The sequence below is a fragment of the Pseudomonas sp. WP18 genome (genome assembly GCF_036689585.1).
GTDB classification, from domain to species: domain Bacteria; phylum Pseudomonadota; class Gammaproteobacteria; order Pseudomonadales; family Pseudomonadaceae; genus Aquipseudomonas; species Aquipseudomonas chlororaphis_E.
The window spans coordinates 1775829-1789725 of the sequence record NZ_CP144758.1 but is presented as its reverse complement, the minus strand read 5'-3'; the positions used below and the strand labels follow the sequence as shown (position 1 = coordinate 1789725).

The window sequence follows — 13897 nt, the reverse complement described above, 5'->3', positions numbered from 1 at the left end:
ACCTTGAGTTGACGACAGGGCTGCCAACCGAGCGCTGTCTAATCCTTGAATACGAAGCCTAGGCCTCGTTACCCCGACTGGCGCTTACATGTGCCATGTTGCGGTCAAGCGGTGCATTTTACAGGTAAATAAATGATTTACTAATGGATATAGACCGACAACTCCTGAGCTGTCTGTAGGAACCTTCCTATTTTTTTGTTAAATAAGCTGCTTTCGCGAAGATCGCATCAGACGAGTGACAAGCCATCCCAATAATGGGCCAATTAACATGCCCATCAACAGTGCAAGAACGATGATTACAGAGACAGGTAGCTCAGGCCCGCTCCAACCTAAGAATAGCAAGGAAACCGATTGCTGATTTTCCAGCACGAACGCCAGGACAATCAGAATCACCAGCAACAGAAATACGGCAAGTACAACACGCTTTAGATTACGCATGGCCTGCCCCTTGGTTAGTAGCCTTCAATCCGCCTCCTCCTCTTCGTTGACACGATCCCTGAGCTCCTTGCCCGGCTTGAAATGAGGGACGAATTTACCGTCGAGGCTGACGGACTGACCGGTCTTGGGGTTGCGACCCACCCGAGGAGCGCGGTAATGCAGGGAAAAGCTGCCGAAGCCACGGATCTCGATACGATCTCCAGTCGCCAGGCATTGGGACATTTGTTCAAGCATTGTCTTGATGGCCAGCTCTACATCCTTGGATGAGAGTAGCCCTTGATGGGTGACAATTCGTTCGATCAACTCCGACTTCGTCATATTTTTCCCTTCTTTTTCAAGCAGCTAGATCAGCGCTTCAAAGGTTTTAGCATGCCCGGAGGATTTTGAACAGCCCAAGTATTGACATATCGCCTACAAGCTCAGCCTGCCCCTTTTTTGGGCAGATGGGCGTCATTTCAGGCGCTAACGACACATGACCAGCATCGTGCGAGTCAGGTAGCCTGCCGGATTGAAGCCGAAGGGATATTGGTCGTCGTCCCTGGCGTCATCGGATCGGGTAATCACCTTGTAGCCCGCCCCCTTGCATTCCTTCGCTGCCCGCTTCTGGCACTTTTCCCAGCCCGAACCCAACCCCGAGCAGTCGACCTCGATACCACTGACACCACGCACGGCATGCGTCTTTGCACTGGTAGAGCAACCTGCCAGGGCCGCAACCAACAGCACGAGAAAGAGTCTGTTCATTCAAATCCCTATCACCCCAGCACCTCAAGGCAACCCTTAGTCGTTATATAGATGATTGATCTGCATAACAAAAGAGACAGTTTTATTAAGGGATAGGTTTCATGGCCAACGTGAAACCCCGGCTCCTTAAGAAACCAAGGCAAATCGCGGCCACAAAAAAGGGCGACCGAAGTCGCCCTTTTTCTATGGTCTGACAGAACTCAGTTCTGTTTTTCCATTTGTGCACGCAGCAGGTCGCCCAGAGTGGTAGGACCAGCAGCGACGCTGTCCGAAGCTGGCTTGTCGCGCAGGCTTTGGATAGCTTCTTTCTCGTCTTCAACGTCTTTCGACTTGATCGAGAGCTGGATTACGCGGCTCTTGCGGTCAACGCTGATGATCTTGGCTTCTACTTCTTCGCCTTCCTTCAGGACGTTGCGCGCGTCTTCAACGCGGTCACGGCTGATTTCGGAGGCTTTCAGAGTCGCTTCGATATCGTCGGCCAGAGTGATGATGGCGCCTTTGGCGTCAACTTCTTTCACGATGCCCTTAACGATTGCGCCTTTGTCGTTCTCTTGAACGTACTCGGAGAACGGATCGCTTTCCAGTTGCTTGATACCCAGGGAGATGCGCTCGCGCTCTGGGTCAACCGACAGGATAACGGTGTCCAGCTCGTCGCCCTTCTTGAAACGGCGTACGGCTTCTTCGCCCACTTCGTTCCAGGAAATGTCGGACAGGTGAACCAGGCCGTCGATGCCGCCGTCCAGACCAATGAAGATACCGAAATCGGTGATCGACTTGATGGTGCCGGAGATTTTATCGCCCTTGTTGAACTGGCCAGAGAAGTCTTCCCATGGGTTGGACTTGCACTGCTTGATGCCGAGGGAGATACGACGACGCTCTTCGTCGATGTCCAGAACCATGACTTCCACTTCGTCGCCGACTTGTACGACTTTCGAAGGGTGGATGTTCTTGTTGGTCCAGTCCATTTCGGAAACGTGTACCAGGCCTTCAACGCCTTCTTCCAGCTCAGCGAAGCAGCCGTAGTCGGTGAGGTTGGTAACACGAGCGGTGACGCGGGTGCCTTCTGGGTAACGGGCTTTGATAGCAACCCATGGGTCTTCACCCAGTTGCTTCAAGCCCAGGGAAACACGATTGCGCTCGCGATCGTACTTCAGAACCTTGACATCGATCTCGTCGCCAACGTTGACGATTTCCGAAGGATGCTTGATACGCTTCCAGGCCATGTCGGTGATGTGCAGCAGGCCATCGACGCCGCCCAGATCAACGAATGCGCCGTAGTCGGTGAGGTTCTTGACGATACCCTTGACCTGCTGGCCTTCCTGCAGCGATTCCAGCAGAGCTTCACGCTCGGCGGAGTTCTCGGCTTCCAGGACGCTGCGACGGGAAACGACAACGTTGTTGCGCTTCTGGTCCAGCTTGATGACCTTGAATTCCAGCTCTTTGCCTTCCAGGTGCGTGGTGTCGCGCACTGGACGGACGTCAACCAGGGAACCTGGCAGGAACGCACGGATGCCGTTAACGTCGACAGTGAAGCCGCCTTTAACCTTACCGTTGATAACGCCCTTGACCACTTCCTCAGCTGCGAAAGCCGCTTCCAGAACGATCCAGCATTCAGCACGCTTGGCTTTTTCACGGGACAGCTTGGTTTCACCAAAGCCGTCTTCAACCGAGTCCAGCGCAACGTGAACTTCGTCACCGACGTTGATGTTCAGTTCGCCAGCGTCGTTGTAGAACTGCTCAAGCGGGATGAGTGCTTCAGACTTCAGACCAGCGTGAACGGTTACCCAGCGAGCCTGGTAATCGATATCGACGATAACACCGGTGATGATGGAGCCAGCCTGAAGGTTCAGGGTTTTTAGGCTTTCTTCAAAGAGTTCCGCAAAGCTTTCGCTCATTTTAATTCCTGATGATTGGGGCGAAGGATACGCCCGGCTCCACACCCCAGACGGTGTGGGTTAGTTTCATGTAGAAGAAGCACCGCAGGACTATGACTGGTCCCCTGCAGAGCTTCCTGGTCACCCGGCGAGATCGCGCAGTGCGATTTCGCTCATGATGCGTTGCAACACCTGATCGATGGACAACTCCGTGGAATCCAGCTGTATCGCATCGGCCGCCGGCTTGAGCGGGGCCACTGCGCGCTGGGTGTCACGCTCGTCGCGTGCACGGATCTCATCTAGCAGACTCGACAGACTAACATCCTCGCCTTTGCCCTTCAACTGCAAATATCGACGACGAGCCCGCTCCTCCGCGCTGGCGGTGAGGAAAATCTTCAAGGGCGCTTCAGGAAATACCACCGTGCCCATGTCACGACCGTCGGCCACCAACCCTGGCAGCTCCTGGAAAGCACGCTGGCGTTGCAGCAACGCTTCGCGCACCGCCGGCAGCGCAGCCACCTGGGAAGCCCCGGCCCCCACGCTTTCGGTGCGAATGACATCGCTGACTTCATCGCCTTCCAGGATGATGCGCTGCAACTGGCCATCGGTGGCTGCGATGAACTGGACATCCAGGTGCGCGGCCAGAGCCTTGAGCAACTCCTCGTTGGTCAGGTCGACACCATGGTTCGCCGCGGCGAATGCCAGCAGGCGATACAAGGCACCCGAATCCAACAGGTTCCAGCCCAGTTGCCTGGCCAGGATCCCGGCCACGGTGCCCTTGCCCGAACCGCTCGGGCCATCGATGGTGATGACCGGTGCCTTGATGATCACGACTGCGCCTCTTGTGCTACTCGAATGCCGACCTGTGCGCACAGCGCCAGGAAATTCGGGAACGACGTGGCGACGTTGGCGCAGTCATGGATGCGAATCGGCGCGCTGGCGCGCAACGATGCAACGCTGAAGGCCATGGCAATGCGGTGATCGCCGTGACCATGGACTTCGCCGCCGCCGATCTGGCCGCCGTCGATGATGATGCCGTCCGGTGTCGGTTGGCACTTCACGCCCAGGGCCAGCAGGCCGTCGGCCATTACCTGGATACGATCCGACTCCTTGACCCGCAGCTCTTCAGCACCGGTCAGCACTGTGCGGCCTTCGGCACAGGCAGCGGCCACGAACAGCACCGGGAACTCGTCGATGGCCAGCGGAACCAAAGCCTCCGGAATCTCGATACCCTTGAGTTTAGCCGCTCTTACGCGAAGGTCCGCCACCGGTTCACCGCCCACTTCACGCTGGTTCTCCAGGGTGATGTCGGCGCCCATCAGGCGCAGGATGTCGATCACGCCGGTGCGGGTCGGGTTGATACCCACATGTTCGAGCACCAGTTCGGAGCCCTCGGCGATGGACGCGGCCACCAGGAAGAATGCCGACGACGAGATATCGCCAGGGACTTCGATGTGAGTCGCGGTCAGCTTGCTGCCGGACTCGACCGACGCAGTTGCGCCGTTGACGGTGACCGGGTAGCCGAAGCCACGCAGCATGCGCTCGGTGTGATCACGAGTGGGCGCAGGCTCGGTCACGATGGTCTTACCTTCGGCGTAGAGACCAGCCAGCAGCAGACAGGATTTCACCTGCGCACTGGCCATCGGCATGGTGTAGGTCAGCCCCTTGAGCTTGTTGCCGCCACGGATGGTCATCGGTGGACGACCTTCGGCAGCCGTCTCGATGACCGCACCCATTTCCCGCAACGGGTTGGCGACACGGTTCATCGGCCGCTTGGACAGCGAGGCGTCGCCGGTCAGCGTGCTGTCGAAATCCTGCGCGGCCAGCAGGCCGGACAGCAGGCGCATCGACGTCCCGGAGTTACCCAGGTAGATCGGCCCAGGCGCTGGCTTCAAGCCATGCAGCCCGACACCGTGGATGGTCACGCGACCGTGGTGCGGACCTTCGATGACCACGCCCATGTCGCGAAACGCCTGCAGCGTCGCCAGGGCGTCTTCGCCTTCGAGGAAGCCTTCCACCTCGGTCACGCCTTCGGCCAGGGAGCCGAGCATGATCGAGCGGTGGGAAATCGATTTATCGCCCGGTACACGAATACGCCCACTCAGGGAGCCACCAGGTTGTGCCAGGAAAATCAGATCGTTGGAGTTCATAGCGTCCACATAGGCCCGACGGGCCAGGATTTTACTGAAATGCTCGCGGGCCACCCTGGCGCGTGTGAAAACGCCCAGCAATTGGTGCCCGTCCCCTGCATCGACCGCGTCGCGCAAGGCGTCGAGATCGCTGCGAAATGTATCGAGTGTGCGCAGGACAGCTTCACGGTTGGCGAGGAAGATGTCGTGCCACATGACCGGGTCGCTACCGGCGATTCTCGTGAAATCGCGGAAACCGCCGGCAGCGTAACGGAAGATCTCAAGATTTTCATTGCGTTTGGCCAATGAATCCACCAACCCGAACGCCAACAGGTGCGGCAAATGGCTGGTGGCGGCCAAGACTTCATCGTGGCGCTCGACCTGCATATGCTCGACGTCGGCGCCCAGCTCGCGCCAGAGGCGGTCCACCACCGCCAACGCAGCCGGATCGGTCTGCTCCAGCGGCGTCAGGATCACCTTGTGCCGGCGAAACAGCTCGGCGTTGGAGGCTTCCACCCCGCTCTGCTCGGAACCGGCAATCGGGTGCCCCGGCACAAAGCGCCCCGGCATCCCGCCGAACGCCAGGGTGGCCGCCCGCACGACATTGCCCTTGGCACTGCCGACATCCGTGAGGATGGCGCGCCCCAGGTCCATGGTCGCCAGGCGCGCCAGCAGTTTTTCCATGGCCAGGATCGGCACCGCCAACTGAATCACGTCCGCGCCCTGGCAGGCGACCGTCAGGTCGTCTTCACAGCGATCCACCACACCCAACTCGACCGCCAGCTTGCGTGACTGCGGGTCCAGGTCGACGCCGACCACCTCCCGGCACAGCCCACTTTCGCGCAATCCCTTGGCAAACGAACCACCGATCAGCCCCAGGCCGACCACCACCAGGCGCCCGATCATAGGAACAGCAGGTTGCAATGAAGTGACATCAACCACGAGCCAGGACCTTGCTCAACGCCTCCAGGAAACGGCTGTTCTCCGCCGGCAGCCCAATAGTGATGCGCAGGTGGTTCGGCATGCCGTAGTTGGCCACCGGACGCACGATCACGCCCTCACGCAACAACCCCTGGAACACCGGGGCGGCGACACGCCCGAGGTCGACGCAGATGAAATTGCCTTTCGAGGGGATCCAGTCCAGGCCCAACTCGCGGAAACCGGCTTCGAGCTGCTGCATGCCGGCCTCATTGAGACGACGGCTCTGCGCCAGGTATTCCTCGTCCTGCAACGCGGCACAGGCCGCGGCCAGTGCGAAGCTGTTGACGTTGAACGGCTGGCGCACGCGGTTCAGCACATCGGCCACCACGGCCGTGGACAAGCCGTAGCCAACCCGCAGCGACGCCAGGCCATAGGCCTTGGAGAACGTGCGCGAAACCAGCAGGTTCGGGTAGGCCGCTAGGAAATCCAGGCCATCAGGCAGGTCGCTGCCTTCGGCGTACTCGATGTAGGCCTCGTCCAGCACCACCAGCACATGCTCCGGCACGTCCTGCAGGAAGTCATCCAGGGCCTGGGCATCGAACCAGGTGCCGGTCGGGTTGTTCGGGTTGGCGATGAAGACCACCCGGGTGTTGGCGTCGATGGCCGCCAGCATCGCCGGCAGATCGTGCCCCCACGCCTTGGCCGCCACCACATGGGCGTCGGCGCCGACAGCTTGCGTCGCGATCGGGTAAACCGCGAACGCGTGTTCGCTGAACACCGCATTGAGGCCCGGCGCCAGGTAGGCGCGGGCCACCAGCTCGAGGATGTCGTTGGAGCCGTTGCCCAGGGTCACCTGGTTCAGCTCTACGCCACAGCGCTCGGCCAGCAGGCTTTTCAAGGCAAAGCCGTTGCCATCGGGGTAACGGGTCAGCTCGGCCAGCTCGTCACGGATCGCCGCCAGCGCCTTGGGACTTGCGCCCAGCGGGTTTTCGTTGCTCGCCAGCTTGACGATGCTGGCCGGGTCCAGGTCCAGCTCGCGGGCCAACTCATCCACAGGCTTGCCCGGAACATAAGGCGAAAGTTGTTGCACGCCTGGCTGCGCCAGTGCGAGGAAGTTGCCACTCATTTGCTATCCGCCCTTAAAGAACTGCCTTGGGGTAGGAACCCAGCACCTTGAGTGCCACTGCTTCCTGACTGATTTTCTCAAGCACACCTTTGACCAGAGGATCGCGGTGGTGGCCGACAAAATCGATGAAGAACACGTAGGTCCATTTACCGCTGCGCGACGGACGCGTCTCGATACGGGTCAGGTCGATGCCATTGTCATGGAACGGCACCAACAGCTCATGGAGCGCACCGGGCTTGTTGCTCATGGAAACGATGATCGATGTCTTGTCGTCGCCGGTCGGCGGCACTTCCTGGCTGCCGATCATCAGGAACCGCGTGGAGTTATCCGGGCGATCCTCGATTTTCTCGGCCAGGCGAGTCAACCCGTAGAGGCCGGCCGCCATATCGCCGGCAATCGCCGCCGAGTTCCATTCGCCCTTGACCCGCTTGGCCGCCTCGGCGTTGCTGGAGACCGCCACGCGCTCGACGTTCGGGTAATGAGCATCCAGCCATTTGCGGCACTGGGCCAGCGACTGGGCGTGGGAATAGATCCGGCTGATACTGTCGGTCTTGGTGTTTTCACCGACCAGCAGGTGATGGTGGATGCGCAGCTCGACTTCGCCGCAGATCACCATGTCGTGCTCGAGGAAGCTGTCCAGCGTGTGGTTGACCGCGCCTTCGGTGGAGTTTTCCACCGGCACCACGCCAAAATTCACCGCGCCGGCCGCCACTTCGCGGAAGACTTCGTCAATGGCCGCCATGGGCTTGCTGATCACCGCGTGGCCGAAGTGTTTCAGGGCCGCGGCCTGGGTGAAGGTGCCTTCGGGGCCCAGGTAGGCGACTTTCAGCGGCTGCTCAAGCGCCAGGCACGAAGACATCACCTCGCGGAACAGCCGCGCCATCTCTTCATTGCTCAACGGGCCCTTGTTGCGTTCCATGACCCGCTTGAGCACCTGCGCTTCACGCTCAGGACGATAAAACACCGGCACTTCGCCTTCCGCCAACGACGCCATTTTCACCCGGGCGACTTCCTGGGCGCAGCGCGCGCGCTCGCTGATCAGCTCCAGGACCTTTTCGTCCAGGGCGTCGATGCGCAGGCGCAGCGCCTTGAGTTCCTGTTCAGACATCAGCCATGTTCCTTCTCGAACTCTGCCATGTAGGCCACCAACGCATTGACGGCGTTGATGTCCACGGCGTTGTAGATGGACGCGCGCATGCCACCCACCGAGCGATGGCCCTTGAGGTTCAACAGGCCACGCTCGTCGGCACCCGCCAGGAACGGCTTGTCGAGACGGTCGTCGGCCAGGCGGAACGGCACGTTCATCCAGGAACGATCGGTCTTGTTGATCGGGTTGCTGTACAGGCCGCTGGCATCGATGAACTCATACAGCGTGCGCTGCTTCACTTCGTTGAGCTTGCCGATGGCTTCGACACCGCCCTGCTCCTTGAGCCATTCGAACACCAGGCCGGACAGGTACCAGGCCAGGGTCGGCGGCGTGTTGTACATCGAGCCGTTGTCCGCCGCGACCTTGTAGTTGAGCATGGTCGGGCACAGGGAACGGGCACGGCCCAGCAGGTCTTCGCGAATGATACTGACCAGGATGCCGCTCGGGCCGATGTTCTTCTGGGCACCGGCGTAGATCATGCCGAAACGGGACACGTCCACCGGGCGCGAGAGGATGTCCGAGGACATGTCGGCGACCAGCGGCACGTCGCCGGTTTCCGGGATCCAGTTGAATTCCAGGCCGCCGATGGTTTCGTTCGGCGCGTAATGCACGTAGGCCGCGTCCTTGGACAGGTTCCACTCGTTCTGGCCGGGAATGGCGAAATAATCATAGGGCTTGGCGGTGGCGGCGACGTTGACGTGGCCGTAGCGCGAAGCTTCTTCGATGGCCTTCTGCGACCAGATACCGGTGTCGATATAGTCGGCCTTGCCGTTTTCCGGCAGCAGGTTCAGCGGAATCTGGGCGAACTGCTGGCTGGCGCCGCCTTGCAGGAACAACACTTTATAGTTGGACGGGATGTTCAGCAGATCACGCAGGTCCTGCTCGGCCTTGGTGGCAATGGACACGAACTCATCGCTGCGATGGCTCATTTCCATGACGGACAGGCCCTTGCCATGCCAGTCGAGAAGTTCACCCTGGGCGCGCTTCAGGACCGCTTCAGGAAGCGCCGCCGGGCCGGCACAGAAGTTATAGGCTCTCTTGCTCACATCCAATCTCGCTCTGATCTGGTGGTCACATAAATCTTGTGTTCTGCCCCCCTGTGGGAGCGGGCTTGCTCGCGAATGCGGTATGTCAGCCATTTAAATGTCGACTGACACACCGCATTCGCGAGCAAGCCCGCTCCCACAAGGAGAATGCGCAGTGTCGCAAATTTTCAAAAGGGACAAACAACAAGGGGGCGAATCTTCATCCGCCCCCTGCGTGTCCGCTTAGTCCTGCGGTTCTTCTTCGTCTGCGGCGGCATCCAGCGACTGATCGCCAACCGTATCGTCGAGATCGGCACCGAGCGTGCCGTCGAACGCCACGTCATCCTCGCCTTCCAGCTCCTCGCCTTCGACTTCCGACGGCTCCTGGACCCGCTCCAGCCCTACCAGCGTTTCATCGCTGGCCAGCTTGATCAGCGTCACGCCCTGGGTGTTACGACCCAGGCTCGACACCTCGTCGACCCGCGTACGCACCAGGGTGCCCTGGTCGGAGATCAGCATGATCTCCTCGCCATCGAGCACCTGGACCGCGCCGACCAGACGACCGTTACGCTCGTTGCTGACCATGGCGATGACGCCCTGGCCGCCACGTTTGTACTCGGGGAATTCGCCGATGGCGGTGCGCTTGCCATAACCACGTTCGGAAGCCGTGAGGATCTGGCTGCCTTCTTCCGGGATCAGCATGGAAATCAGCTTCTGCCCTTCTGGCAGGCGCATGCCGCGCACACCGCGGGCGGTACGGCCCATGGCGCGGACATCGGACTCCTTGAAGCGCGTCACCTTGCCACCGTCGGAGAACAGCATGACCTCGCGCTCGCCGTCGGTAATGGCAGCGGAAATCAGCACGTCGCCCTCGTCCAGTTCCAGGGCGATCAAGCCGACGCTGCGCTGGCGACTGAAGGATTCCAGCGGGGTCTTCTTGACGGTGCCGTTGGCGGTCGCCATGAAGATGTAGTGGCCTTCGGTGTACTCCTCGACCGGCAACATGGTGGTGATGTACTCACCGTCGTCCAGCGGCAACAAGTTGACCAGCGGACGGCCACGGGCGGCACGGGAGGCCTCGGGGATTTCGTAGGTCTTGAGCCAGTACACCTTGCCCTTGCTGGAGAACAGCAGCAGCGTGGTATGGCTGTTGGCGACCAGCAGGTGGGCGATGTAGTCCTCGTCCTTGACGCCTGTCGCCGACTTGCCCTTGCCACCCCGGCGCTGGGCCTGGTAGGCAGCCAATGGCTGGGTCTTGGCGTAGCCGCCGTGGGAAATGGTCACCACGCGGTCTTCTTCCGGGATCATGTCACCCAGGGTCAGGTCCAGGCGCGCATCGAGGATCTCGGTGCGACGCACATCGCCGTATTCGGCGCGGATCACTTCCAGCTCTTCGCGGATCACTTCCATCAGGCGCGTGGCGCTGTTGAGGATGCGGATCAGCTCGCCGATCTGGTTGAGGATCTCCTGGTACTCGGCCAGCAGCTTCTCGTGCTCCAGGCCGGTCAGGCGGTGCAGGCGCAGTTCCAGAATGGCCTGGGCCTGCTCCGGGGACAGGAAGTACTTGCCGTCACGCAGACCATATTGCGGATCGAGGTTTTCCGGGCGGCAGGAATCGGCGCCGGCGCGCTCGACCATGGTCATCACCGCGCTGGACTCCCAAGGGGTGCTGATCAGCGCTTCCTTGGCTTCCGACGGGGTTGGCGAAGCCTTGATCAGGGCGATCACCGGGTCGATGTTCGACAGGGCGACGGCCTGGCCTTCGAGGATGTGACCACGCTCACGGGCCTTGCGCAGTTCGAACACGGTACGGCGGGTGACCACTTCGCGGCGGTGACGCACGAAGGCTTCCAGCAGGTCCTTGAGGTTCAGGATCCGCGGACGACCGTCGATCAGCGCAACGATGTTGATGCCGAACACGCTTTGCAGCTGGGTCTGGGCGTAGAGGTTGTTGAGGATTACCTCGGGCACTTCGCCGCGACGCAACTCGATCACGACGCGCATGCCGTCCTTGTCGGACTCGTCACGCAGCTCGGTGATGCCTTCGAGTTTCTTTTCCTTGACCAGCTCGGCGATCTTCTCGATCAGGCGGGCCTTGTTCAGTTGGTACGGCAGCTCGGTGATGACGATCTGCTGGCGGCCGCCGACCTTGTCGATGTCCTCGACGGTCGAGCGGGCACGCATGTAAATGCGCCCACGACCGGTGCGGTAGGCTTCGATGATGCCGGCACGACCGTTGATGATCGCGGCGGTCGGGAAGTCGGGGCCGGGGATGTACTGCATCAGTTCATCGACACTCAGCTCGGGATTGTCGATGAGAGCCAGGCAACCGTCGATGACTTCACCGAGGTTGTGCGGCGGGATGTTGGTCGCCATGCCCACGGCGATACCGCTGGAGCCGTTGACCAGCAGGTTGGGGATACGGGTCGGCATGACCGCCGGGATCATCTCGGTGCCGTCGTAGTTCGGCACCCAGTCCACGGTTTCCTTGTGCAGGTCGGCCAGCAACTCGTGGGCCAGCTTGGTCATGCGCACTTCGGTGTATCGCATGGCCGCGGCGTTGTCGCCGTCCACCGAACCGAAGTTGCCCTGGCCGTCTACCAGCAGGTAGCGCAGGGAAAATGGCTGGGCCATCCGAACGATGGTGTCGTACACGGCGGTGTCACCGTGAGGGTGATACTTACCGATCACGTCACCGACGACACGGGCGGATTTCTTGTACGGCTTGTTGAAGTCGTTGCCCAGCTCGCTCATCGCGTACAGCACGCGCCGGTGCACGGGCTTCAAGCCATCGCGCGCATCCGGCAGCGCCCGCCCGACGATTACGCTCATTGCGTAGTCGAGGTAGGACTGTTTCAGCTCGTCTTCGATATTGACCGGTAGGATTTCTTTGGCCAGTTCGCCCATGAGAAGCCTGATTCCTTTTTCTGGTGAAACCTCGTCACATCCAGATGGGACGAACGAAGCTCGCCGCTGCCGAACAAATGCCGTGCAACGACTTACGACAAATCAACGAGTTATGCCATGGATCTGCGCAGTGAAGGCCGCCTCGCGAGGCAGCCTTGGAAACCGCCGGATGTTATCACAAGAGCCGCCACGCACCTATCCCCCAGATGCGCATGGTGCGTAGTTAGTTGACCGGTGACAGGCTGATATGGGATCAGAGGGGCTTAGAGGCGCTATGGATGGAGAACAAGAGCACAAATGCAAGGAATTTGTTGCCTGTAGAGGCCTCTTCGCGAGCAAGCCCGCTCCCACAGGGGATTTGTGTATGCCAGGGATGTCAGCCATAACACATTCCAGTGTGGGAGCGAGCTTGCTCGCGATGGCGACATTACTGACAACAACCGTCTCAATGCAGCCGCTTGCGGCACATCAACTGCGCCAGTTTCGCCGTATCGGGACGCTCGACGATGCCCTTTTCCGTGACGATGACGTCGATCAGGTCCGCCGGGGTGACATCGAACCGCGGGTCGAAGGCCTCGACGTCGGCGCCGATGCGCTGGCCCTCCATCTCCAGCAATGCGCGCCCATCGCCGTCCTCGAGCACAATGTCCTCGCCGCAGGCCAGGCTCATGTCGATGGCCGAGCTCGGCGCCACCACCATGAAGCGCACACCGTGATGCATCGCGCAGACGGCCAGTTGATACGTACCGATCCGGTTCGCCACGTCACCATTGGCGGCAATGCAGTCAGCCCCCACGATCAGCCAGGTCACGCCCTTGGTCTTCATGATATGGGCGGCGGCGGAATCGACGTTAATGGTCACCGGCAGGCCCTCCTCGGCCAGCTCCCAGGCGCTCAGGCGCGAGCCTGGCAGGCAAGGCCGGGTTTCATTGACATAGACACGCTCGACCATGCCTTCGATGAACGCGCCACGAATCACCCCCAGGGCGGTACCGAAGCCGCCGGTGGCCAGGGCCCCGGCGTTACAGTGGGTGAGGATGGCCTGGGCGTTGCCCTGGTGCTTGCGGATCAGGTCGACGCCGAGCTGGGCCATGGTCAGGTTGGCCTCGCGATCGCTCACATGGATCGCGATGGCTTCGGCCTCCAGCACCGCCAGCGGTTCGGCGTGCTCCTTCAGGCGGCCCAACCGATCACGCATCCGATCCAGCGCCCAGAACAAATTCGCCGCCGTCGGCCGGGCGGCAGCCAGCACGGCAAAGTCGGCTTCCAACGCGGCCTGCCAGTCACCGCCCTGCGTCATCCGGGCACGGGCGGCGAGCACGACGCCGTACGCTGCACAAATGCCAATGACGGGGGCGCCGCGCACCACTCGCGCACCAATGGCGTCGGCCACTTCGGCGGCGCTGGTGCAGGCGATCCAGTTTTGCTCGAATGGCAATGCCCGCAGATCTTGCAAGTACAGGACGCCATCGCGCCAATCGATGGCCTTCACCTTCTCCGCAGCCAACAGTCGATCGCGCATCCCTCACCCCGCACTCATGAACAAAAGCCGCCGATTATAGCGATCCCTCTGCGAAGACGCTCGGGTA

The 13897-nt window shown here is 60.8% G+C and carries 11 protein-coding genes; all 11 read right to left on the bottom strand.

Going from position 1 to position 13897, the window contains the following annotated elements; translation table 11 throughout:
- Positions 1 to 198: 198 nt before the first annotated feature.
- The 11 genes from V5F23_RS07885 to mtnA all read right to left on the bottom strand — a co-directional run bounded on the left by V5F23_RS07885 (position 199) and on the right by mtnA (position 13830).
- Positions 199 to 438 (bottom strand): LapA family protein, encoded by a 240-nt coding sequence (locus V5F23_RS07885; RefSeq protein WP_042728076.1) that lies wholly within the window; start codon positions 436 to 438, stop codon positions 199 to 201.
- A gap of 24 nt (positions 439 to 462) precedes the next feature.
- Entirely contained in the window at positions 463 to 756 is a 294-nt protein-coding gene (gene ihfB, locus V5F23_RS07880; RefSeq protein ID WP_042728077.1) for an integration host factor subunit beta, read from the bottom strand.
- A 144-nt stretch (positions 757 to 900) separates the two neighbouring features.
- On the bottom strand, positions 901 to 1179 hold the full coding sequence (locus V5F23_RS07875) for a hypothetical protein (protein ID WP_212803532.1): 279 nt from the start codon (positions 1177 to 1179) through the stop codon (positions 901 to 903).
- A gap of 200 nt (positions 1180 to 1379) precedes the next feature.
- Positions 1380 to 3074, bottom strand: a complete 1695-nt coding sequence (rpsA, locus tag V5F23_RS07870) for a 30S ribosomal protein S1 (protein ID WP_042728079.1) — start codon at positions 3072 to 3074, stop codon at positions 1380 to 1382.
- A 120-nt stretch (positions 3075 to 3194) separates the two neighbouring features.
- Entirely contained in the window at positions 3195 to 3884 is a 690-nt protein-coding gene (cmk, locus tag V5F23_RS07865; protein WP_047737581.1) for a (d)CMP kinase, read from the bottom strand.
- Positions 3881 to 6088: a bifunctional prephenate dehydrogenase/3-phosphoshikimate 1-carboxyvinyltransferase gene (locus V5F23_RS07860; protein WP_042728081.1), complete on the bottom strand. Its 2208-nt coding sequence runs from the start codon at positions 6086 to 6088 to the stop codon at positions 3881 to 3883. Before V5F23_RS07860 ends, cmk begins: the two co-directional genes overlap by 4 nt.
- 28 nt (positions 6089 to 6116) lie before the next feature.
- On the bottom strand, positions 6117 to 7229 hold the full coding sequence (gene hisC / locus V5F23_RS07855) for a histidinol-phosphate transaminase (protein WP_042728082.1): 1113 nt from the start codon (positions 7227 to 7229) through the stop codon (positions 6117 to 6119).
- Between the two features lie 13 nt (positions 7230 to 7242).
- Positions 7243 to 8337 carry a prephenate dehydratase gene (gene pheA / locus V5F23_RS07850; RefSeq protein ID WP_042728083.1) on the bottom strand — a complete coding sequence of 365 codons (1095 nt, stop codon included), beginning with the start codon at positions 8335 to 8337 and terminating at the stop codon, positions 7243 to 7245.
- Positions 8337 to 9422: a 3-phosphoserine/phosphohydroxythreonine transaminase gene (serC, locus tag V5F23_RS07845; protein WP_042728090.1), complete on the bottom strand. Its 1086-nt coding sequence runs from the start codon at positions 9420 to 9422 to the stop codon at positions 8337 to 8339. The genes pheA and serC overlap by 1 nt, the downstream gene beginning before the upstream one ends.
- Positions 9423 to 9644: 222 nt before the next feature.
- Positions 9645 to 12308: a DNA gyrase subunit A gene (gene gyrA, locus V5F23_RS07840; protein ID WP_042728084.1), complete on the bottom strand. Its 2664-nt coding sequence runs from the start codon at positions 12306 to 12308 to the stop codon at positions 9645 to 9647.
- A gap of 445 nt (positions 12309 to 12753) precedes the next feature.
- Positions 12754 to 13830: an S-methyl-5-thioribose-1-phosphate isomerase gene (mtnA, locus tag V5F23_RS07835; RefSeq protein ID WP_042728085.1), complete on the bottom strand. Its 1077-nt coding sequence runs from the start codon at positions 13828 to 13830 to the stop codon at positions 12754 to 12756.
- Positions 13831 to 13897: the final 67 nt, after the last annotated feature.